The sequence below is a fragment of the uncultured Maribacter sp. genome (genome assembly GCF_963977385.1).
GTDB lineage: Bacteria > Bacteroidota > Bacteroidia > Flavobacteriales > Flavobacteriaceae > Maribacter.
In genome coordinates, this window is the sequence record NZ_CAXBOU010000012.1 from 131,949 (window position 1) to 155,633 (window position 23,685).

General features: G+C 34.1%; 22 protein-coding genes and 1 pseudogene. 12 read left to right on the forward strand and 11 right to left on the reverse strand.

Annotation, left to right across the window (positions count from 1 at the left end):
• Positions 1-58 precede the first annotated feature (58 nt).
• Complete coding sequence (locus AAC084_RS13550) at positions 59-871, reverse strand: inositol oxygenase family protein (RefSeq protein ID WP_339840744.1); 813 nt, start codon at positions 869-871, stop codon at positions 59-61.
• A gap of 27 nt (positions 872-898) precedes the next feature.
• Positions 899-2,497 carry a solute:sodium symporter family transporter gene (locus AAC084_RS13555; RefSeq protein ID WP_339840745.1) on the reverse strand — a complete coding sequence of 533 codons (1,599 nt, stop codon included), beginning with the start codon at positions 2,495-2,497 and terminating at the stop codon, positions 899-901.
• A gap of 385 nt (positions 2,498-2,882) precedes the next feature.
• On the opposite strand from AAC084_RS13555, the gene AAC084_RS13560 reads away from it, so the two are divergent.
• The 3 genes from AAC084_RS13560 to AAC084_RS13570 are packed head-to-tail and all read left to right on the forward strand — an operon-like array spanning position 2,883 to position 5,716.
• Positions 2,883-3,518, forward strand: coding sequence for an MOSC domain-containing protein (locus AAC084_RS13560; RefSeq protein WP_339840746.1), 636 nt, complete (start codon positions 2,883-2,885; stop codon positions 3,516-3,518).
• A 20-nt stretch (positions 3,519-3,538) separates the two neighbouring features.
• Positions 3,539-5,332, forward strand: coding sequence for a DUF885 domain-containing protein (locus AAC084_RS13565; RefSeq protein WP_339840747.1), 1,794 nt, complete (start codon positions 3,539-3,541; stop codon positions 5,330-5,332).
• A 24-nt stretch (positions 5,333-5,356) separates the two neighbouring features.
• Positions 5,357-5,716 (forward strand): MauE/DoxX family redox-associated membrane protein, encoded by a 360-nt coding sequence (locus tag AAC084_RS13570; protein WP_339840748.1) that lies wholly within the window; start codon positions 5,357-5,359, stop codon positions 5,714-5,716.
• Positions 5,717-5,771: 55 nt separating this feature from the next.
• On the opposite strand, the gene AAC084_RS13575 is transcribed toward AAC084_RS13570, so the two are convergent.
• On the reverse strand, positions 5,772-6,356 hold the full coding sequence (locus tag AAC084_RS13575) for a hypothetical protein (RefSeq protein WP_339840749.1): 585 nt from the start codon (positions 6,354-6,356) through the stop codon (positions 5,772-5,774).
• Between the two features lie 216 nt (positions 6,357-6,572).
• On the opposite strand from AAC084_RS13575, the gene AAC084_RS13580 reads away from it, so the two are divergent.
• Positions 6,573-7,445, forward strand: coding sequence for an AraC family transcriptional regulator (locus AAC084_RS13580; protein WP_339840750.1), 873 nt, complete (start codon positions 6,573-6,575; stop codon positions 7,443-7,445).
• A gap of 161 nt (positions 7,446-7,606) precedes the next feature.
• A complete protein-coding gene (locus AAC084_RS13585) occupies positions 7,607-7,885 on the forward strand; it encodes a TIGR03643 family protein (RefSeq protein WP_339840751.1) in 279 nt (92 codons plus the stop codon).
• A gap of 14 nt (positions 7,886-7,899) precedes the next feature.
• On the opposite strand, the gene AAC084_RS13590 is transcribed toward AAC084_RS13585, so the two are convergent.
• On the reverse strand, positions 7,900-8,673 hold the full coding sequence (locus AAC084_RS13590; RefSeq protein WP_339840752.1) for a S1/P1 nuclease: 774 nt from the start codon (positions 8,671-8,673) through the stop codon (positions 7,900-7,902).
• 89 nt (positions 8,674-8,762) lie between these two features.
• On the opposite strand from AAC084_RS13590, the gene AAC084_RS13595 reads away from it, so the two are divergent.
• From AAC084_RS13595 to AAC084_RS13625, 7 genes are all read left to right on the forward strand, one after another.
• Positions 8,763-11,024, forward strand: a complete 2,262-nt coding sequence (locus AAC084_RS13595; RefSeq protein ID WP_339840753.1) for a transglycosylase domain-containing protein — start codon at positions 8,763-8,765, stop codon at positions 11,022-11,024.
• Between the two features lie 85 nt (positions 11,025-11,109).
• Positions 11,110-11,961: an SPFH domain-containing protein gene (locus AAC084_RS13600; RefSeq protein WP_339840754.1), complete on the forward strand. Its 852-nt coding sequence runs from the start codon at positions 11,110-11,112 to the stop codon at positions 11,959-11,961.
• Between the two features lie 60 nt (positions 11,962-12,021).
• Complete coding sequence (locus AAC084_RS13605) at positions 12,022-12,189, forward strand: Arc family DNA-binding protein (RefSeq protein WP_339840755.1); 168 nt, start codon at positions 12,022-12,024, stop codon at positions 12,187-12,189.
• A 53-nt stretch (positions 12,190-12,242) separates the two neighbouring features.
• Positions 12,243-14,441, forward strand: coding sequence for a DUF5916 domain-containing protein (locus AAC084_RS13610; RefSeq protein WP_339840756.1), 2,199 nt, complete (start codon positions 12,243-12,245; stop codon positions 14,439-14,441).
• Position 14,442: 1 nt separating this feature from the next.
• Complete coding sequence (locus AAC084_RS13615; protein WP_339840757.1) at positions 14,443-15,246, forward strand: Cof-type HAD-IIB family hydrolase; 804 nt, start codon at positions 14,443-14,445, stop codon at positions 15,244-15,246.
• 34 nt (positions 15,247-15,280) lie between these two features.
• Entirely contained in the window at positions 15,281-16,555 is a 1,275-nt protein-coding gene (locus AAC084_RS13620; protein WP_339840758.1) for a DUF819 family protein, read from the forward strand.
• Between the two features lie 82 nt (positions 16,556-16,637).
• A complete protein-coding gene (locus tag AAC084_RS13625) occupies positions 16,638-17,333 on the forward strand; it encodes a DUF4369 domain-containing protein (protein WP_339840759.1) in 696 nt (231 codons plus the stop codon).
• Between the two features lie 80 nt (positions 17,334-17,413).
• On the opposite strand, the gene AAC084_RS13630 is transcribed toward AAC084_RS13625, so the two are convergent.
• From AAC084_RS13630 to AAC084_RS13660, 7 genes and pseudogenes are all read right to left on the reverse strand, one after another.
• Entirely contained in the window at positions 17,414-17,683 is a 270-nt protein-coding gene (locus tag AAC084_RS13630) for a hypothetical protein (protein WP_339840760.1), read from the reverse strand.
• Between the two features lie 59 nt (positions 17,684-17,742).
• Positions 17,743-18,711, reverse strand: coding sequence for a type I phosphomannose isomerase catalytic subunit (locus AAC084_RS13635; RefSeq protein ID WP_339840761.1), 969 nt, complete (start codon positions 18,709-18,711; stop codon positions 17,743-17,745).
• Between the two features lie 78 nt (positions 18,712-18,789).
• Entirely contained in the window at positions 18,790-19,197 is a 408-nt protein-coding gene (locus tag AAC084_RS13640; protein WP_339840762.1) for a 6-carboxytetrahydropterin synthase, read from the reverse strand.
• Positions 19,187-19,726 (reverse strand): isopentenyl-diphosphate Delta-isomerase, encoded by a 540-nt coding sequence (idi, locus tag AAC084_RS13645; RefSeq protein ID WP_339840763.1) that lies wholly within the window; start codon positions 19,724-19,726, stop codon positions 19,187-19,189. Before idi ends, AAC084_RS13640 begins: the two co-directional genes overlap by 11 nt.
• A gap of 71 nt (positions 19,727-19,797) precedes the next feature.
• Complete coding sequence (locus tag AAC084_RS13650; RefSeq protein WP_339840771.1) at positions 19,798-20,712, reverse strand: type IX secretion system membrane protein PorP/SprF; 915 nt, start codon at positions 20,710-20,712, stop codon at positions 19,798-19,800.
• Between the two features lie 44 nt (positions 20,713-20,756).
• Positions 20,757-22,778 carry a gliding motility-associated C-terminal domain-containing protein gene (locus AAC084_RS13655; protein WP_339840764.1) on the reverse strand — a complete coding sequence of 674 codons (2,022 nt, stop codon included), beginning with the start codon at positions 22,776-22,778 and terminating at the stop codon, positions 20,757-20,759.
• 26 nt (positions 22,779-22,804) lie between these two features.
• A pseudogene (locus tag AAC084_RS13660) lies at positions 22,805-23,685 on the reverse strand (hypothetical protein); the annotation flags it as partial.

Consider the following 23,685-nt stretch of genomic DNA (forward strand, 5'->3'; position numbering starts at 1 on the left):
AAGTTTAAAAAAGCCACTACAAAAACGTAGTGGCTTTTTTATATGTAAACATTATCAACTACCAATAGATAGGTTCTGTACCCAAATACTTCTCTGCAATAGGCTGATAGTAATCTAACACATCTTCTAAATCATAGATTTTTTGACTTTTTGTATAAAGGTCATATTTATTAAAATCTTTAATCAATTCTAAATAACTAGCATCTTTATCACTTAAAAGTTCTTTATAACTGCCGCCTGTATGCCAAGGATAAAAGGAATGATAACGTATCATCACCATAGCCTCTTCTGGTAATGTATTTGTTTTATGATTGTTTAACACCTGATACAAATATTCATCATGGCCCCATGCTAAATCTACATTATCAATACCACAGCCCTTTTCATAAATTCCTGTTGGAGTATTGTAATTTTCATTCTGCATATCAACATTAAGATTATTGAATTCAGGATAGACACAGGTATCTGGTAATGCACAGCCTACAACAAAAACATCACCAACCATACCCCACTGTTCAGCTTGGCTTGTACCATCTTCATCAGAACCTTTTAAAAACATTACTTTTCCCAAATCATGAATTAAACCTGTCAATTGCATCCAATCGGGTCTGTCATCTTTGCGTATAGCTTCAGCACTTTGTATTAAATGCTGAATGTTCGGTAAATTAATATCTGGGTCACTGACATCTATAAGACTATTTAAATGTCGCATGGCTTCCCAAAGACCCATAGGTTTGTCAAACTTTAGATATTTAGTATGCATATGCTGCACATAATCTACCGTTTGATTTTTCCTCATTTTACGATAATGCTCTTTTACCGCTACTGATACATCTGGCGCATCATAGTCCCTAAAAACTTTTTCTTCCATGAGTTAGAGATTAATTGTTAGATAAATTTACACATTCCCTAGAAAAATATATAAAACCACTGTAAACAAAATTAAGAATAAGCTAAATGGTTTAGCATATTTCCAAGGTTTCAAATCTAGAATTCCCGAGTCTTTCATTTCAAATTTCTCTTCTTTTGAGAACAATAAAGAAGCCAAATGCATGACTATAATATTTAGAACGAACTCCAACCCCCAAATATGTACAAAATGGAGATCAACTTTAAATACGAAATTCATTATTACATAAAATAGCAATCCAAATAACAACCCTATTTTAGCACCGGTAGCGGTAACCCTTGGAAATAAGAACCCCGCAATTATTACACTTGCTATAGGTATAAAGAAAATTCCATTCAATTCTTGTAAAAGTTGATAAAGACCTTCTGGCGCATTGGCAACAAATGGTGCAATAGCAATAGCAAAAATGGCAAGAATAGCTGATGTCAATTTCCCTATTCTAACCAAATTAACTTCTCTAATGTTCTTATTTATATAACGTTTGAATATACCTAAACTAAAAACGGTCGCTGCACTATTTAGAGCACTGTTAAAAGTACTTAAAATAGCCCCCATCATTACAGCTACAAAGAAACCCGTTAACCATAGAGGCATAACTTTTTTCACCAATAGTGGGTAAATACTATCTTGATTATCATAGTATGTTTCTCCGAAATAATAAAATGCTATTAAACCTGGTAAGACAATAATAAGCGGCACTAATATCTTTAAAAGTCCTGTAAACAACAATCCTTTTTGTGCTTCCTTTAAATTCACAGCACCCAAAACCCGTTGAATAATAGATTGATGCATGGTCCAAAAATATAACTGATTAACCATCAAACCTGTAAATAATACCTCAAACGGCAAAATTGCTGTACGAGCCCCCTCTCCTACACCCGCTTCTTTACTAATTACATTAAACTTTTCTGGACTATTATCAAATACTTGTTCTAATCCACTATATAGATTTCCATCCCCTATGCTCAATAGTGCCAATATTGGTACTAACAAACCCGCAACCAAGAGTCCGAATCCGTTTATAGTATCGGTATAGGCAACCATTTTTAATCCGCCAAATATGGCATATGTTGCCCCTAAAACACCCACAACTAGTATTGTAATAAATATGCCTTGGTCTTGGCTAACGTCTAATAAATTAGAAATCTCAAAAATCGCCTCAATATTCAGGGCACCAGTATAAAGTACAATTGGTAATAGTGTCGCTACGAACGATATTATTAAAAGTAATGCTACTAGTGTTCGGGTTAATCCATCAAAACGTTTTTCTAAATATTCAGGTATAGTGGTTAATCCCATTTTCAGATATTTAGGTGCAAAATATAATGCCCCTACAACCAATGCCAGAGCAGAGGTTACTTCCCAAGCAATAATTATGGCTCCATTTTTATAGGCAGAACCATTCATGCCTACTAAATGTTCTGTAGATATATTGGTTAACAAAAGCGAACCAGCAATAACGATACCCGTTAATGACCTTCCCCCTAAGAAATAACCATCTTGGGTGTCAAGTCTATCTTTACGCAATTTCCAAGTTGCATAAAAAGCAACAAAGCCTGTAAAAAGTATAAATGTTAAAAATGCCATCAACAGTAAATATAGAAAAATGCCATAAGACAGATTACGAAAACACAACTAACAAGTACTAAAAATTATCATTTTATAATTTATATATTAAATTTACAGCAAAATGACATTATAAAGACTAATATCTTCTATATAACTATTTATCACACGTTACTTTAACATTGAAACTAGCCTGTTGATTCTTTTATCTCGGCGGAGCAAACTGACCAACTCTTATAATAGTTTGCGTCTTGACCGTCTTTTTCTATAGTAATTAATTGCTTATTAAAAATCAAAAAATATATTCTAATAGACTGAAAAAAACTCCTTCTATACGAAGGAAGTCAACTAAAGATTCACTAACCGATTTACTAAAAATACTAGTGCTTTTTTTTATCTTCACCATATGAAGGTAATTTCTACTAACATAGGCGACCCGGTAACATTTGAATGGAACGGTGCAAAAGAGCAGACTGGTATATTTAAATATCCCACTTCAAAAGGATTATTTTTGAGGCAAAACGATGTTAAAGATGACACCATTATTGACCGTGTTCACCATGGCGGAATCAATAAAGCATGTTATCTATTCTCTTCAGATTACTATTCTTATTGGAAAAAATTATACCCAGAATTAAAATGGGACTGGGGTATGTTCGGCGAAAATTTAACCGTTGAAGGTCTTGATGAATGTGAAGTTCGTGTAGGTGATATTTACAAAATTGGAAATGCTATAGTTCAAGTTTCTCAACCACGAGAGCCTTGTTACAAATTAGGAATACGCTTCGGTACACAAAATATCCTCAAAGAATTCATAACTCATAATCACCCTGGCACCTATGTAAAATTACTTGAAGAAGGTCATGTGAACGCGGGTGACAATATGGTTTTAATAGAGCAGTCTAAAAATTCGCTCACGACACAACAATTTTACGAACTAATGTTCTCCAAAGAAAAATCTAAAGATCTCCTTTCCTTATTTATGACGAATGATTCTGTACCACAATATAAAAAAGACAGATTCAAGAAATACCTATCTTAAATTAATAACAACTCGCATTAATGAAAAAATCACTAATTATATTAGCCTTAATTACTGGGCTAAATACTGAAGCACAAATAAATAACAATAAAGAAATAACGACGAACTCAACAGTGCACAATGTTGGTTTCATTACTTTATTAGCACACTATTACGAAGACGGACTAAAGCTAAACCCTTTAAGTGCTACCTCACAAGGTGATTATAGGTATAATGACACATTACCGAATTTTCTTTCGGCCGATTATAAAAAAGAATTAAAAAACTATTACTCCAGTTATTTAGAAAAATCGAAAAAGTTTGAAAAATCCCAACTTTCGAAAAGTGAAAAAATGTCTAATGCCATTTTAAAATGGGAATGTGAAATTAATTTAGAAGGTCTAGCATTTGAAAACTATACACCTATCGACCAAATGTGGTCAATGAATTTAATGATAGGTCAATTGGCTGGTGGTAGTAGTGCCCAACCTTTTAAAACTGTAGAAGATTACGATAATTGGCTAAAGCGTTTAGATGATTATGTGGTATGGTTAAAATCTGCAAAATCACAAATGGAAGCTGGTATCAAGGTGAAAAATGTATTACCAAAATCGTTAATTAAGAAGGTGTTACCTCAATTGGCAAGCGTTGCAGATACCGAATTAGAATCTAATTTGTTTTACTCGCCCATTCAAAAATTTCCTAACGAATTTACTGAGTCTGAAAAAGCAAGATTGACTTCAAATTATGCGTTATTAATCACCAATAAAATCATACCTACCTACAAAGAGCTTCATGATTTTATGGCTAACGAATATATGAATGCTGGTCGTGAGTCTAGCGGAATACAAGGCATGCCTAATGGTGATGCTTATTATGCCCATCAAATAAAATTATATACCACAACAACATTAACTGCTTCAGAAATTCATGAGATAGGATTAAAAGAAGTAACCAGAATCAGTTCTGAAATGGAAAAAGTCAAGAAAGAAGTTGGTTTCACGGGTAATTTAAAAGAATTTTTCAATGAGGTTCGTACTAAAAAAGAATTAATGCCTTTTACTGACCCTCAACAGGTTGTAGACAACTTTAATGATATTCACCAAAAAATGATTCCTAAAATAAATGCTTTATTCAGCAAGCAGCCTAAAACTCCTTTTGAAGTTCGGCGCACAGAAGCATTTAGAGAAGCCTCGGCAAGTGCAGAATACAACCCTGGTTCTTTAGATGGTACAAGACCTGGCATCTTCTATGTTCCTATACCCGATGTAACATCGTACAACACCTATTCTGATGAAGATTTATTTTTACATGAAGCTATACCTGGCCATCATTTTCAAATTTCATTGACCCAAGAAAACGATGATTTACCACAATTCAGAAAAACATTATGGTATAGTGCCTATGGTGAAGGCTGGGCTTTATATACAGAATCGTTAGGGAAAGAGCTAGGATTATACAATGACCCATATCAATATTTTGGCATGTTGGGTGCTGAAATGCATAGAGCAGTTCGTTTGGTTGTAGATACTGGTTTACATTCTAAAGGATGGACAAGAGAGCAAGCTATTCAATATTCTTTAGACAATGAAGCAGAATCAGAAGCTGGCATTACCGCAGAAATTGAGCGGTACATGGCAAACCCTGGTCAAGCATTATCATATAAAATAGGACAACTAAAAATTATGGAGCTTCGGTCTAAAGCGGAAGCTAATTTTGGTAAGGATTTCGATATAAAACTATTTCATGAAAAAGTTCTTGAAGCTGGTTGTGTTCCCTTAGCAATTTTAGAAGATAAAATGATGAATTGGATCAACACAAATACAAAGTCATAATTAATAATCTACCGTATTCTACTTATGACAAATCATTGGCATTTATATTTAATGGGCGCAATATATATTATTGCGGGTATCATGCATTTTATTAAGCCAAAGGTATATTTAAGAATTATGCCTCGATATCTACCTTTTCACAAACCATTGGTTTACTTAAGTGGATTAGCAGAAATAATACTAGGAATTGGTCTATTTTTTAATCCAACTAAAGAAATTGCTATATATGGGATAATTGCGATGTTAGCAGTTTTCTTATTAGTGCATTTTTACATGCTGTCAAGCAAAAAGGCTGGTGCTGGTTTTCCGAAATGGATACTTTTATTAAGATTACCCTTGCAGTTTGCACTAATGTACTGGGCTTTCTATTACTTAAAAGTTTAAACAAATAAAAAGGGGACGCTCCCGTCCCCTTTTAATGAAATCAACTTAAATCAACTTAATTAACAACAAACTCTTCTGTATATGTTTTTCCTGCAGATTTAACAGTAACAGTATATGTACCAGGGAAAGCATCTGCGAAATTGAATGCTTTTTCAACAATCATTTCATCTGTTACCTCTTGTGTAAATACCGTTCTACTTTCGGCATCGAAAATTTTTATAGACAACTTAGTTTTATCTAAGTTTAGGTAGTTCATAAAGATCATATTGTTAGTCTTTCTAAAGAAAGGTTTAACATCTTCAGCAGCATCAACGATATTCACTGTATTGTCATTTAAAACAATTGTATATGAATAGTTTTTTAAGTTATCATCTGCTGAAAGAAAATAGATACCATTAGTCAAATCTTTAAGATTTAATTTCTTGCTAAAATGACCTTCAGACATATTTTCAGAATAAATAACATTCAAGTCTGCATCCATTAACTTTACCTGTACACCTTTAGAAGAAGCATCCATAGTTAAAACCACACTTTTGGCTTTACCAGCTGATAATAAGTTCAATTTTGGCTCTCTTGCCATGCCTGCTACTGTAGCGAACATAAAGGCTACTACTGTTGTGAATTTTACTAGGTTTTTCATAATAAATTATTTTAAGGGTTAATGATAATTTACACTGCAAACATACAGTCGTTATTCAGCTCTCACTACATCATATTTTTCCTATTTATGTGCTATATTAACCACTTTACGTAACCTTAACACTACATAAGATAAGATTACACACATTTAAGTTAATTTTGCAAAGACCTACCTTATAAAGGTTATTTAATTTTACACTATTAAACATAAAATAGCATGTTTAAACAGAAACCTACCTTCGAAGCCATTGAACCAGATTTTGGTCATTCGTTTACATATCAGAGATTTGATGAGCATAAATTGAATAAAAACAATCTATGGCATTACCATCCCGAACTTGAACTAGTATATGTAAACGGCGGTTCAGGCAAGAGACAAATTGGTAGTCATGTATCCTATTATACTAATGGCGACCTTATACTAATAGGTAGTAATCTACCACATTGTGGTTTTACAGATGCCCTTACTGGTAATACAAGTGAAACGGTTGTGCAGATGAAGCTAGATTTCTTAGGACCCGATTTCTTTAAACTACCGGAAATGAAGAAAATCGAAAGCTTGTTTAATAGTGCCAGTGGCGGAATTGCCTTCTCAGGAAAAACAAAACGAAAAATAGGAGATAAAATGGAGGTGTTAGAATATCAGACCGATTTTCAAAGACTACTATCCATACTTAATATATTAAATGAATTAGGGAATTCAGAAGAAATGCGTTTGTTGAATGCGGAAGGATTTTCATTTACTACCGATGTTAAGGATAATGACCGTATTAATATAGTATTCAATCACGTTAAGAATAATTTTAAAGAAGAACTGACTCTAGAAGAAATATCTTCTATGGTAAGTATGACCATACCATCGTTCTGTAGATACTTTAAAAAAATAACGAATAAAACATTTATACAGTTCGTTAACGAATATCGCCTAGTTCATGCTTCTAAATTATTAGCAGAAAAACCTATGAGTATTACTGAAGTTTGTTTTGAATGTGGGTTCAATAATTTTTCTCACTTCAATAAATCATTCAAAGCTTTTACGGGGCAAAATCCGTCGGAATACCGAAATGAACTTAAAGCGGTATTAGTATAAAGTGTATACCTTATGTAGTATAAAAAAAAATCAAACTTCCGTATGGTGATAATTATTACCACACGGAAGTTCTATTTAACTATATAGTCTTTGTATAGATGCATTATTTAATAGATGTGCGTCCTTATTATATAATAGCTGCTTAGTATCTTTACAATGCTATGATAAAAGAATTTACTGAAAGAGAATTAGACCGCATTATTGAAATGGCTTGGGAAGATCGCACACCTTTTGAAGCAATTACTTTCCAATTCGGAATTACTGAACAAGAAACTATCGCGGTAATGCGCCGCGAAATGAAACCTAGTAGTTTTCGAATGTGGCGTAAACGAATTCAAGGTCGTGCTACCAAACATGCCAAATTACGAACTGATGATATTGACCGTTTTAGATGTTCTAGACAACGAAGTATTAGCGGCAACATAATCTCAAAAAGATAAGTTGTTACTCAAACTTATTTAAACGTTTCATTTAAAACTGCTGCGAGACGAATGCCTCCTTTTTGTAATTGCTCTGCAACGGTATCCCACCAGTCATAACTATACCTATACCCTAATTTCTGACCAGGTTGTACAGAGTCATATACCTTTTCTGCCAGTTGATGAGACTCCTCTACCCAATCTAACAAGCTTCCATTCTGTATATAATTAACTTGTTGTTTTGACATTTCTGGATACTCAAGAGCAAGTTCAGAGAAACTCATACCATTGTCTGTAATCATATTTGAATCCCACACTCTATGCAAATTAGTACCATCGCCAAACCATTGCAATTGTATATCATTACCACCCTTGTCCTCTATTCTACCAACATGCATTGGTTGATGAAGGTCACCGATAAGATGTACCAAAAACTTCAAATAAAAGGCTTTATCCTCTCTGCTACTAGATTCATCTTTAATAATGTCTATACAGGTATTTATACCTGTTACTAAATCTCCATACTCATTTGGTTCTATTTCAGCATAGGTTTTGTTGAAAGGAATATTTACGTAATGCCAAGCACTGAATTTACTGTAGGCACGGTCAGCTTTTATTTCATCACCAAAATTAGCCACAGCCGCTAAACTCTTACCATCTAACAAATCTGCGATAGCACGCTTTGCTTTTTTACTTAGATGTTGCTCAGCAACTTCACCAACAACTCTATGACCCGTCTTAGACCAAACCATATCATTTGCAAAAGTGAGGTTCGTTACTAGAAATAACAAAACAAAAATATTCTTCATCTTTAAAATTTTGCCCAAAAATAGGATTTCATATTTTAAGGTATTGTTAAAACTTCGGTAAGGTTAAATTTATGTTAGAACTTGCACGTATGAGGAAAAAGAGAGCCAAGTCATCAAAACGAAAATTTTCTATTTTAAAGGTCATTGGTTTAGTAACTATAGGCCTATTTGCTCTTTTTATCCTTTTCGTCGGTAGTATTAACTTGGGACTTTGGGGAAAAATTCCTTCTAAAAAGGAACTTTCCAATTTTCAATATCAAATTGCATCAGAGGTATTTACTGCTGATAGTGTGCTCATTGGCAAGTATTATCTATATGACCGACAACCTGTAACCTTCGAAGATTTTCCTGAGCACCTAAAACTGGCTTTGATATCTATTGAAGATGAACGTTTTTATGACCACTCGGGTATAGATTTTAAAAGTCTCATTCGAGTAGGTTTCAAAACTATACTTATGGGCGATGATTCCTCTGGCGGAGGAAGTACATTAACACAACAACTGGCTAAAAATCTTTATCCTAGAAGAGAGCGAAATAAAACCAACATTGTAATCGATAAGGTCAAAGAAATGATTATCGCTAAAAGGTTGGAGAAAATTTTCACCAAAGATGAAATACTGACAAATTACCTCAACACAGTTTCTTTTGGTGATAACACTTTCGGTATTGAAAGTGCCGCATTAAAATTTTACAACTCGCGTACCAAAGACATAACAGCGGCACAGGCAGCTACCTTAGTAGGTATGTTAAAAGCTACCTATGGTTACAACCCAAGATTATATCCCGAAAGAAGTCTTAGCAGACGTAATTTGGTTTTACAAGCAATGTATAGCAATAACTATATTTCAGAAGAGCAAGTATATCAGTTTACTCAAGAAGAACTACAGCTTGATTATCGTGAGTTTGATTATAATGCAGGTATTGCCCCCTATTTTAGGGAAGAAGTACGTAAAGAAATGTTACGGTGGATAGCTGATAAGAATACTGATGGTTCTGATTACAATATCTACACGTCTGGACTTAAAATCTATACTACCTTAAATTTTAAGATGCAGAAATTGGCTGAAGATGTTATGGCGAAACACATGACTAAGCTGCAGATTGACTTTGAAAAAAGCTACGGTAAAAATGCGCCATGGCTTAAAGACAAAAAACTAATGCAAAAAATCGTAAAAAAAACCTCAACCTATAAAAAATTGCAAAAAACAGGGTTATCTCACGAACAAATCATAGATAGTCTCTCTAAGGATAATCGAAAAAGAAATTTTATCGATTGGCAAGGTGATAAAGAAGTGACAGCAAGTACAATGGATAGTATTCAGCACTACACTAAATTTTTAAATACTGGCTCTTTAACAGTTGACCCGAACAATGGAGATATTTTGGTTTGGATTGGTGGCATTAATTTTAAGCAGTACAAATACGATCATATTTCGCAAAGTAAGCGCCAAGTGGGATCTACTTTTAAACCTATAGTATATACTACTGCATTAGAACAAGGCGTTACTCCTTGTACCTATTTCTCTGCTGAAGAGATAGAATATGATAATTTAAAAGGATGGTCGCCAAGTAATTCTGGTAAAAAAGATGAAGCCTACCTTAATTATTCGATGGAAGAAGGCTTGAGTAATTCAATCAACACCATCGCAGTAAAAGTTTTAGAGAAGGCTGGTATTGGTAATGTCTTGAACATGGCTAAGAATATGGGAATTTCCGAAAAACTACCAAATGAAGCTTCTATAGCTTTAGGTACTGGAGAAATTAAAATCATAGAATTAGCACAAGCTTATACAAGCTTTGCAAATAATGGTAAACACATTAAACCAAACTTGATTAAGCTAATTACAAATAATAAAGATTCAGTTATAGCTGAATTTAAATCAGAATTAAGCAGTAAAGCGGCATTTTCTGAAGAAACTGGACAAATTATGCTAGAAATGATGAAGTCTACCGTTAACTCGGGTACTGCTGCTAGATTACGAACCACGTACGGACTCAAGAACGACATGGCCGGTAAAACGGGTACCACTCAAAACAATAAAGATGCGTGGTTTGTAGCACTAACTCCTAACCTTGTTCATTTAACATGGGTAGGTCTTGACCAACATGAAATCGGTTTCAGTAACACTAGCATAGGTCAAGGCGCTAATGCAGCACTACCTTTATTCGGACTTTGGATGAAAGAACTAAATCAGAATAAAGATTTTAACAAGTTTACCAAAGCTAGTTTCCCAAAACCTTCAGCTGAAGTTTTAGATGCTTTGAATTGCGATCCTGTAAAACGTGATGGATTTCTCAAACGATTATTCAAAAACCCTAATAAGAAAAAAACTAAAAAGTTTAATGGGTAACACCTATTTTACAAATTAGCAAGATAAATAAACTTTTTACAAAATATTTTGATATATTTATGATATCATTTTAATATCATAAATTATGAAAGTAGAAAAAACCCACAATGCACAGAATGGCTATGTAATGCTTTTTGTTGTTTTAGCTCTAGTAATTGGAGGAATTGCACTTCTAAGAATTTACGTTGGTGCATTTATGATATTTGCAGCATTAATCATGTGCGCAGGTTTTGTTCTTGTAAACCCAAATAGCTCAAGAGTTTTACTTTTATTCGGTAAATATGTTGGTACAATTAAAGAAAATGGACTCTTCTGGGTAAATCCTTTATATACTAAAAAACGAATTTCTTTAAGGGCCAGTAATTTTGATAGCGAACGATTAAAGGTTAATGATAAACTAGGAAACCCTATAATGATCAGTACCATTTTAGTTTGGCGCGTGACCAATACTTACAAAGCTGCTTTTGATGTAGATGATTATCAAAATTTTGTAAGAGTACAAACAGATGCAGCAGTACGTAAGTTAGCGAGCATGTACCCTTATGATAATTTTGCTGATGAAGGTCTTGATGAAGATATTACCTTAAGGTCTAGTGTTAACGAAGTAAGTGAAGCACTCGAGCAAGAAGTTCAAGAACGCCTTTCTATGGCTGGCATAGAAGTACTCGAAGCGCGTATTGGATACTTAGCTTACGCCCAAGAAATTGCAAATGCAATGTTGAAAAGACAACAAGCTACAGCCATAGTTGCTGCAAGGCATAAAATAGTTCAAGGGGCTGTTAGCATGGTAGAAATGGCTTTAGAAGAGTTGAGTAAAAAAGATTTGGTGGCTTTGGACGATGAACGAAAATCTGCCATGGTTAGCAATCTTATGGTTGTACTTTGTTCAGATAAGGATGTGTCACCTATTGTAAACGCAGGAACTTTGAACCATTAATTTATAATATCTCGGGTATTGATGTATCTAAGTCAATCAACTAATACATTTAATTTCTAAATGAGTAAGAAAAAACCTTTTGCATTGCGGGTAAATGAAGAAATGCTGCAGGCTATTGAAAAATGGGCTGCAGATGAGTTTCGTAGTACCAATGGGCAAATTGAGTGGCTGCTTATGAAAAGCTTAAAAGAAGCTAAAAGGGAGCCTAAACAAAATAAACCTAAATGAGTTTAGCATTTATTTAACAAAACAAAATCTTAAATTTGGTCAACTAGCAAACTATGACCAAATACTTAAGTACGCTTGTGCTTATTCTTTTTTGTTTTCACCTAAACGCCCAAAACACCAATAAATCTTTTATCGTAAAACAAATTAGTACTGTAATTGAACCCGATGGTATTCTCGATGAACCGAATTGGAAAACCGCAGATAGTGCAAATGAGTTCTGGCAGTATTTCCCTTTAGACTCTGTTCAGTCTAGCAAACAAACCGATATTAAAATGCTCTATGATGATAACAACCTTTATGTTGGTATCACAGTGTATACAGCTGGTAGTGATTATGCCATACAGTCCCTAAAAAGAGATTTTAGAGCAGGCAATAGCGATAACATTACCCTACTTTTTGATACTTTTAATGATGGTAACAATGCCTTTCTATTCGGTATTAACCCTTATGGGGTTAGACGTGAGGGTCTAGTTTCCGGTGGGGGATTAAACTTAAATGGATTTACAATTTCATGGGATGTAAAATGGAGAGGTGATTCAAAAATATATGATGGTTATTATACTGCTGAAATGGTAATCCCATTAACAGCATTCAAGTTTAAAGAAGGTGAAACAAAGTGGAGATTTAACAGCTACAGATTCGACACCCAATCTAACGAGAATAGTACTTGGATGAATATTCCTCAAAATCAGAATATTTATGGTCTAACCTTTATGGGTGATATGGTTTTCGAAAAACCATTAGGAAAATATAGAACTCCCCTAGCCGTCATTCCTTATGTTAACATGATTAGCCAAAAAGATTTTGAACTAGATGACCCTAACACAAATATTGAATTTGGTGGTGATGCAAAAATCGCTATCGGCAATAGTATGAATTTGGATATTACCGTAAACCCAGATTTTTCACAAGTAGAAGTAGATAATCAGGTAACAAATCTTACACGTTTTGAGGTTTCGTTACCCGAAAAAAGACAATTCTTCATAGACAATAGTGACCTTTTTGGCAGCTTTGGCGGTGGTAGAGATGCGAATCCGTTTTTCTCAAGAAGAATAGGAATAGCTAAAGATACTGCCGACAATGCAATAGAAAACAAAATTATTGGTGGTGTACGTTTAAGTGGTAAAGTAACCAAAAGCCTAAGGTTAGGGTTCTTAAATCTACAAACTGGGGAAGATTTAGATGAGAACATTGCTTCTAACAACAACACAATGTTCGCCCTACAGCAGTCTGTTTTTGGGCGTTCAAATATTGGTATGTTCTTTATCAATAGACAAACCTTTAAGGATTATGATTTTCAAGACCCAGAAGACCGGTATAATAGAGTTGCAGGGGTTGACTACAACCTTATTTCAGATAATAATACTTGGAACGGTAAATTCTATCTTCATAAATCTTTTGCACATAATTCTGGTAGTAAAGACCTTTCTTCAGGTGCTTTTCTGCAATACAATTCTAGAAATTGGAACTTCTTTGAAGATGTTGTTTATATAGGTGAAGATTTTAGATCAGACCTTGGCTTTATTCGAAGAACAGATATTTTTAAAACAGCGACTATGTTCGAGCGTATTTTTTGGCCTGAAGATAGTGCCTTACAAACCCATAGTTTTAAGTTTTTTCCAGTGTTAACATGGAGTCCTGATAATAATTTCTTGAATACGGATTATGAGTTAATGGGTTCATGGGAATCAAAATTCACAGACCAATCAGAAATAAACATTGAATACGGAAATGTCTACACGTATCTTTTTGATGAGTTCGACCCAACCGATACAGATGATGCCATACCATTACCTGGCGAAATAGGATATCATTACAATAGTGTATCATTAGAATATAAATCAGATAGTAGAAAAAGGTTTGCCTACGCTATTCAACCAACTATGGGAAGTTTTTTTAATGGAAACCGATATTCAATAGAAGGTGAACTATTTTTAAGGTTTCAACCAAAGGTATTTCTATCCTTAGCCATGAATTATGATAAAATATCGTTACCCGCACCATATTCTAGTGCAGACATTTGGCTAATAAGTCCGAAAATAGATGTGACCTTCAGTAAATCAATTTTTTGGTCAACTTTGGTTCAATATAGTAATCAACGAGATAATCTTGGTTTTAACTCAAGGCTTCAATGGCGGTTCGCTCCATTATCCGATTTGTTCATAGTATATAATGACAACTACTTCGTGAATTCTTTCGTGCCAAAATATAGGTCGATAAATCTTAAATTCACCTACTGGCTAAATATCTAATATGAAATATAAAATATTATGTTCCGATTTAGACGGAACATTACTTTCCTCTAAAAGTGATGTTTCAAAATTTGCTATCGAACAAATTAGTAAGATTAAGAATCATACAAGAATAATTTTGGTTTCAGCCAGAATGCCAAGTGGAATGCGATATATTCAAGAAAGCATAGGTATATCAAATCAGCCGATAATATGCTATAATGGTGCACTTGTACTATCTGGGCAACAAGAATTGACATCCGTAGTTATTCCTGTTAATTTATTAAAAGAAATCTATAGTCTCTGTACTAATTTAGAAGTTGATTTAGGGCTTTATTACGCCAATGAATGGTATGTTCCTCTAACTTCCATCAGGGTTGAAAAAGAAATCAAATACACAAAATCTACTCCCACTTTTCAATCAACGTTAATTACTTTGTCGAATTGGGAACAAAGAAAAATTGGGGCACATAAAATCATGTTAATGTGCACTAAAGAAAGTGCAGATACACTAATGCCACTGCTTAAAGAAAAATTTATCAATCAGCTAAATCTTTATCGCTCTAACGATACTCTAATCGAAATTGCTCCAAAATCTGTTTCAAAACTTTCGGCCATAAAATTATTGATGAACAGCAATGATTCATTAGAGGACATTATTGCTTTTGGTGACAACTATAATGATGTAGAAATGCTAGAAAATGTTGGCTGTGGTGTAGCAGTTGCTAATGCAAGAGAAGAAGTTAAAGCAATTTCGAACCATGTTACCTTAAAGAATACTGAAGACGGTGTAGCTCATTTTATAAAGGAACACTTGGTTATTTAACTATATTTGAAAATAGCAACTCACCAAAATATATATGCATTACCTACTAACTCAACCTATAATTGCCAATGATACCGTAGTCTTTGGATTACTAGCACTTTGTTTAGGTTTCATTTTTTATACTTCAAGTCTTAAAACTGGTTTTTGGAGTAAATTTTATTCTATAGTACCCGCAGTACTCATGTGTTATTTATTACCCGCTATTCTTACAAGTACAGGTATAATTTCAGATGAAATTTCTAATTTATATTTTATGGCAAGTAGATATTTACTGCCAGCTGCTTTGGTTCTAATGACTTTAAGTATAGATATTAAGGCAATATCTAATTTAGGTTCAAAAGCAATTATAATGTTTTTGACGGGTAGTGTCGGTATTATTATCGGTGGACCTATTGCCATACTAATTGTTTCCATATTTTCTCCTGATACTGTAGGTGGAAATGATTTCGACGCTATTTGGAGAGGTCTTTCTACTATCGCCGGTAGCTGGATCGGTGGCGGGGCTAACCAAGCAGCTATGCTCGAAATATTTCAATACAATCCAGAAAAGTATGGTGGCATGGTCTTGATAGATATAGTTGTCGCTAATGTTTGGATGGCCATAGTGTTATTAGGCGTTGGGAAAACAAAACAAATTGACAAATGGTTAAAAGCAGATACCTCTGCCATCGAAACCTTAAGAATAAAAGTAACTGCTTTTACTGAAAAAATTACGCGTGTACCAACACTAAATGATTATATGATTATGCTGTCCTTAGCATTTACTACGGTCGGACTCGCTCATTTTTTTGGAGATGAAATTAGTACATACTTAACTAATAATTTTGATGCCGTAAGTAACCAAAAAAGCTTTCTTTCTTTCTTAGGTTCAGGTTTCTTTTGGATGGTGGTTATAGCTACCGGTTTAGGCATTGCTCTATCTTTTACGAAAGCAAAAAACTATGAAGGTGCAGGCGCTAGTAAAATTGGCGGTATGTTCATTTATATTTTGGTCGCTACCATAGGCATGAAAATGGATTTAGGAAAAGTATTAGAGAACCCGGGGTTAATTGCCGTTGGCTTTATTTGGATAACCATCCATGCCTTACTTATGATTTTGGTTGCTAAATTAATTAAAGCACCCTACTTCTTTTTAGCAGTTGGAAGCCAAGCTAATGTTGGCGGTGCGGCATCTGCCCCTGTAGTCGCAGCTGAGTTTCATCCATCCTTGACTTCTGTTGGTGTTTTATTAGCTGTATTAGGTTATGTTGTAGGTACTGGTGGAGCTTTACTTTGCGCCTATTTAATGGAGGTCGCATCAAAATTATAATAGCTACTTTTTTAATAACAAATCTATCGTCGCTACACTTATCTATTAAAATTTACAGATATTTGCGGCCTAAATTATACGAATGAAAAAATTAATAATTGTTTTAGTTTCAATACTAGTATTAAGTTCATGTGGCGGTAACCCAGAGGAAACCTTAATTGTGACCGGTAAAATTAAAGGATTAAAAAAAGGTATGCTTTATTTACAGCACGTACCCGACTCTGTTTTAATTACTGTTGATTCCTTAGCAATAAATGGAGATGGTAATTTTTCTTTCAAGACCAAATTAGTAAGTCCGGAATTGTATTATCTATATTTAAATAAGAAGGATAATAATGACATCAATGATCGAATCACCTTTTTTGCTGAACCTGGTACTATTACCATAAATACAGATTGGAATACTTTTGATACTACCGCTAAAATTTCAGGCTCTAAAAGTCATGAAAAACTGGAGGAATATAGAAAGACAATGTCTAGCATCAATAAAAGAAATATTGAAATTATGATGAAAGCGGCACAACCAGAAAATCAGTTATCTCAAATAAGTATTGATTCATTAGAAAATATTAGCAATAGAAATCTACAAAGAGGTTATGCCTATGCTATCAACTTTGCGCTTAACAATAAAAATTCTTTTATAGCACCATATATTGCTTTAAAAGAAATACCAGATGCCAACATTAAATATTTAGATTCTATCTATGATACTCTCTCACCAGAAGTAGCTAATTCAAAATACGGTGAGGAATTAGCAATATTTTTGAAAAAGAAATAATAAAACTCAACCAAAATCATTAAAATAAAAAAGCATCCTAGAAATAGGATGCTTTTTTTATAAAATATAGTTGTTTAGAACTATGCTAACTCGTTTAGTTTTTCTACTAATTTGTTCGCTTTCGTTTCTAAATCATTTCTTACTTCATTGAAATGTGCTTTCTTATTTTCAACTTTGCTTTCGTTTACCTTAGCTATAAGGTCATCAAAATTTGAAATAGCTTCATCTATAATAGCCGAACCTTCTTTTGAGTTGTTCTTTCCGTTTGCAGCATCTACTATATAAACACCCTCGATAATGTCACCAAGAACATTATTAATATCTTTTTTTAAATCTTTTATACTTGCCATTACTAATTATTTTTTTTGCAAAAATACAATATTTGAGTTGCTGAATAGTCAATTACCTTTTAAATAGTAACTTCTAAGAGTTTAGCTCCTGACGATTGTAACCAAATTTTCTTCGTAATGGCAGGTAATAAGGCAGTTTCACCTTTCTTTATCGATACCTCACCATCCGATGTTTTTATAATTGTTTCACCACCAACGCACATATATATGGTAAATGAGTCCCGTTTTGTAGTGTCTAACTCAATATTTTCCGTTAATTGAATAAAATTTGTTTTGAAATAAGGGCAATCAACCATTTCATTAACTTTATTTGTGTCTTGGTTGTAAGTAACCTTAAAATCATCTTTCTTTTCATAATCTACCGCATCGAGAGCTAACTCTGTATGCAATTCCCGTAGATTACCCTCTTTGTCTTTTCGGTTAAAATCAAATACACGATAAGTTACATCTGAAGTTTGTTGAATCTCCGCCAACATTACCCCTGCACCGATTGCGTGAATTTTACCCGTATTAATAAAAAAGGTATCTCCTTCTTTAACTTGTTCATAATTAAGAAGATCCAGTAGGGTATCATTATCAATACTTTCAGCATATTCTTCTTTCGTAACATCTTTATTGAACCCGACAATTAATTCTGCTTTAGGGTCAGCATCCATGATATACCACATTTCAGTCTTACCAAAAGAATTATGACGCTCTTTTGCCAACTCATCATTAGGGTGTAATTGAATAGATAAATCTTGCTTAGCATCAATGAATTTTATTAGTATGGGGAATTCCTTTCCAAACCTTTCTACAACACTTTCCCCCAATAGTTCATCACCATTAGATTCAATTAAGCTTTGAAGCGATTTACCTTCTAAACTGCCATTTGCAATTACTGATATATCGCCTTTAACTGTAGAAAGTTCCCAACTTTCGCCGGTAATTTCACTTTCAATTGGTTTACCTAAAACGTCTTTAAGCTTTGTACCACCCCAGAGTCTTTCTTTTAGAATTGGTCTGAATTTTAGCGGATATAAGGTCATAATCTAAATTATTTATATTGTAAAAAAATTTACTTTAATAACGTTAAACAAAAAAATCTTTCGATATAGGTAAAAATGTTAACCAGAAAATGTTACAAAATTTCTAGGCGTTTCATAAAGAATAATTTCTAAATCGTTAGAAGTTAAAATATGAGGTCTCAATCTTTTCCAAATAATCACCGCTATATTCTCGGCAGTTGGGTTTAAACTTTTAAACTCTTCTACTTCAATATTTAAGTTTTTATGGTCAAGATAATCTTCAATCTCTAGTTTGATCAAATCTTTTAACACCTTCATATCCATAACAAAACCAGTTTCTGTATCTATCTCTCCTGTCACACTCACAATTAACTCGTAGTTGTGACCATGAAAATTTGGATTATTGCATTTACCAAAAATTTCGGTATTCTTAGTATCATCCCAATACTTGTTATATAATCGATGAGCCGCATTAAAATGCGCTTTCCTACTTACCTTAACCTTCATTGTTCTCTGATGTATTAAATAAATGTTGGTAGAATTTTTCAAAAATAATTTTGAACCATACGGTGTACTCCTCGGGATTATCCGCAATATCGTTCTTTACAAGTTCAGGAGACATCCATTTCCAAGCTTCTACTTCTTCCGGGTTTATTTTAGGCTCAGAATTAAAACTACCTATCATGACATGATCGTATTCATGCTCGGTTAAACCATTGTCAAACGGCGCTTTATATATAAAGGAAAATAGCTCTTTTAATTCTGCCTGAAAACCCATTTCTTCTTGAAGTCTTCGCTTGCCTGCTTCTATATTAGATTCCCCTACCCTTTGGTGACTACAACATGTATTAGTCCATAATAACGGAGAATGATATTTTGACGCTGCACGTTGTTGCAACATTATTGCACCCTCATTATTTATAATAAAAACCGAGAATGCTCTATGCAGTAAAGCTTTTTCATGAGCTTCCATCTTAGGCATAGTACCAATTTGTTCATTTTCGTGATTTACAAGAATTACTTCTTCTTCCTTCATTAGGTAAAAATAAGGCGTTTAACTTATTTTACGAAAAGTAGAACATATAATAATACGTTAATAGAAATAGTCTAGAAGAATCGAGGAGATTTCAAGTTGTTTTTAGTAGATATAAAGTCATATCTAAAAATCACTTCGAAAGAGCCATCATTAAATGCTGCATTGCCCAACTCTGTTGTTTCTTTATCATAGGCAATACCTATTAAAAACTTATTGGATACATTAAACCCAGCCATACCACTAATTGCCGCGTCCCATCGGTAAGCTGCTCCAAGAATAAACTTATCATTTAGCATGAAATTCGCTGATAAATCTACTTGCAAGGGTGCTCCCTGAACTACTTTAGTTAGTAATGTTGGTTTAAATTTTACAAATTCATTCAAATCCCAAACATAACCTGTTATAAGATAAAGATTCATTTGTTCTTTTGCTGTTGACAAATTAGTCTCTTGAAAATGCGTGGTTTCTAAAAAACGTGGAACCGATAAACCAAGATAGAATTTATTGGTATGATAATACACGCCTGCACCAATATTGGGTGAAAGCCTATTATCAATATCCTGTTGTAAAGTAGGATCTGTTGTATATTGATTTAATTCTGAAAACCTTATGTCAAGTAAATTAGCACTGGCTTTAAGTCCAAAACTTAACCTACCTTCCGTCGAGGTCCACACTGTATATGAAAAATCTACATCAAAATTGGTTTCTGAGGTAGGTCCTATTTTATCATTTACTATTGAAAAACCTAAACCCACTCCCCTATACCCAATTGGTGAATGAACATTAACAGTTTGCGTTGTAGGTGCACCATCTAAACCCATCCATTGAGAACGATGTAACGCAGCAATACTCATATGCCCTCTTGAACCAGCATAACCAGGATTTACACTAACCGTATTATACATATACTGGGTATATTGTGCATCTTGCTGGCCATAAGAAAATATACCAAAACATAATGCCGCTAAAATGACAACCTGCCTCATTATATTCATTTTTTTCATGGCTATATATTTTTTCAACATTCTTCTTATCTATTTATATATATGTAACCAGAAAGTGATTTCGTTTCCCCATTCGGTAATTCATAATCAAGAATATAAAAATACGTACCTACCGGTAGTTTACTATCAACATCGACTGTTACCCTTCCTTCAGATGTGCCGTCAAAAACATTACCTTCTGTATTATACGCTCTAGTCATATAAACCGACACACCCCATCTATTATAGATTTTCAGGGTATTGTTAGGATAATTTTGTAAGCCAGATATTCTTAATTCATCATGAATACCATCACCGTTAGGTGTAATAACGTTGAAAACTTCAATTTCTTCTTCTAACTGGCCTAAATCTGAATCTAAGTAGTTTGGTATACCATCGTCATCTGAGTCATCATCAATGTAATTACCATTGAGATTTACGTCTTCGTCAATCGTTTCTATACCATCGTCGTCATCGTCTGTATCTCTATAATCAGATTCCTCATCCCCATCTGTATTTGGTAAGTACTCATATGGGTTGTCTATTTCATCATTGACATCTACATCTACAGATATTGAACCTTCAAAACCGTCATCTAGACCATCATTATCTTTATCTGAACCTATTCTTACTACATCTGCAATACCATCATGATCGTAATCATGACCTTCAATTTCATCAAGAATATTATCGTCATCACTATCCTCATCTAAATAATCTGGTAGATTGTCACCATCGGTATCTACTGGAAAAATACCCATTAAACCGTTTGCCTCATAGGCATCATCTAAACCATTCATATTCACATCTATTCCTGACGGAATAATATATTCTGCTGTAGCTTGTGCTTCAACATTATCTGGTATACCATCGCCATCACTATCAATATCTAAATAATCTGGAAATCCGTCGCCATCCGAATCTGTAGGATCTGTAGATGGATCATTATCACCGTCTAAATTTAAATCTTCAAAACTATCGACAATACCATCATCATCACTATCCATGTCAACCCCTAGCGGATTAATTAAAATAGTAATAGTTGACGTGCTGCAATTACCTATGGCATCACAAACTGTATAATCAAAAGCATCTGTACCTAAGTAGTTGTTATTTGGAAAATAAGTAGGGATATCGTCTAATGGATTATTAGGCGTGCCGTTATCATCTACCGTTACCGAACCATTTGAAGGTTGCGTTACACTAAAGGTTCCGATAGTTGGTAAATCATTATCATTTACTTGCCAGGTATCAATAGTTCTAATTTCATTTATATCTATTGCTATAGAGTCATCATTAGTATCTAATATTGGTAATACTTCGATAGTAACCGTAGCCGTACTACAATCGCCATAACTATTACAAATGGTATAATCAAAACTGTCCGTACCGTTAAAATCTACATCCGGAGAATAATTGACAATATCATCTAAAGGATCATTTGGCGTACCACCGTCATCAATAGTAACCGTTCCGTTTGAAGGATTGGTAGTTGTTAACGCTCCTATATTAGGTAAATCTGCATCATTTGTATAAATATCAACGATAACAGAAACTTCTTCATCAGTAGTTACTAAATCATCTTCCAAATCAGCTGCCTCAGGTAAACAAACTACCGTAAAATTAGGCAGACTAAAAGTATTACCTGCTTTATTAACCAGCGCTGTATATTTTACAACCGCATCTGTCGCGATTACCATTGGTCTTAACTGATTACCTGTTATTGGAGGATTCCAACTTACCGTGGCAGTACTTGGTACATTAGAAGTAACATCCATCGTTACTTCATTATTCGGATTATTACAATCTGTTACAATAAAATAACCTGTTGCATTCGACCCACATAAAGTACCATCATAGGTAGCAAAATAAATACCTGGTTGGGTTACCTCATAAAAAGAATCTGTTCCAAGAACAGTTGCTGTATTTGATGCCTCGTACCAACGAAAATTATTTTGGTCACTATCAGTTGGTGCCTGTAATAAAAATTGGGCATTTGATACCATAATTCCCAGCACCGTAGTAACGATACTGAGAAATATAGTTTTATATATTTGAATTTTTTTCAAGTTAATTTGGGTCGGTTTATGTAAAATTATTTTGCTACGAAAACTACATTGATTAATGTATTATAATCAGTTGGTGTAGCAATCACATCATATGTCATTTCACCATTGGCATCAACGCTAACATTTGCAAATACCGAGGTATCATAATGCGTTACATAATAATATAGGTCTGCAGGAGCATACGTTGGAATCGCTGCTGGTGCTCCTGCACTTACTACATCTGGTGTACCATATTGATCAAGATACTCTGCATGTAAATCAATAGTTCTACCAGTACCTGTAGTTGCAACATCTACCTCAATTGAAGGTGGATAAAATATATCTGGTCTAGTATTCGCAATCACATATGGAGTTGCTGCAGTACCATCGCCTGTTACACTAATATCCGTTCCGGCTGTTACAACAGTCTCATCTGCAGAAGCTACTGAAAGATTATAATTGATTCCACTTGGTGTGATTGTAACTGAACCGTCAGTTGATGTTATTGTCTGTATTTCATTACTTGAATTGTTGTCATTATCAGCTATCGAAACCGAACCTCCTCCATTTGTCAGAGTAATATTTGTACCTGTCCTTCCTAATACTTGAATTTCATTGGTAATACTAGAATCAGCATCACGAATATCCAATGTTGTACTGTTTCCATTAGTAATATTGATGCGCACACTTTCATTCGCTGTCAATATCGTACTTGAAAGGTCTTGCTCATCAGTATCAACCGTTGCATCTGGTACATCGATCGTAAAGTTAGGGTATGTTCCGCCTACCGTTACATTCCCGCTTCCGCCATCGGCTATCGCTACCGTCTGGTCCGGGGCCGTATTGGTCACTGCAAAATCATCGCCTGCCTGGACTACACTTATTCCTGTTCCCGCAGATACCGTCTGATCCTCATTGTTCGGGTCAT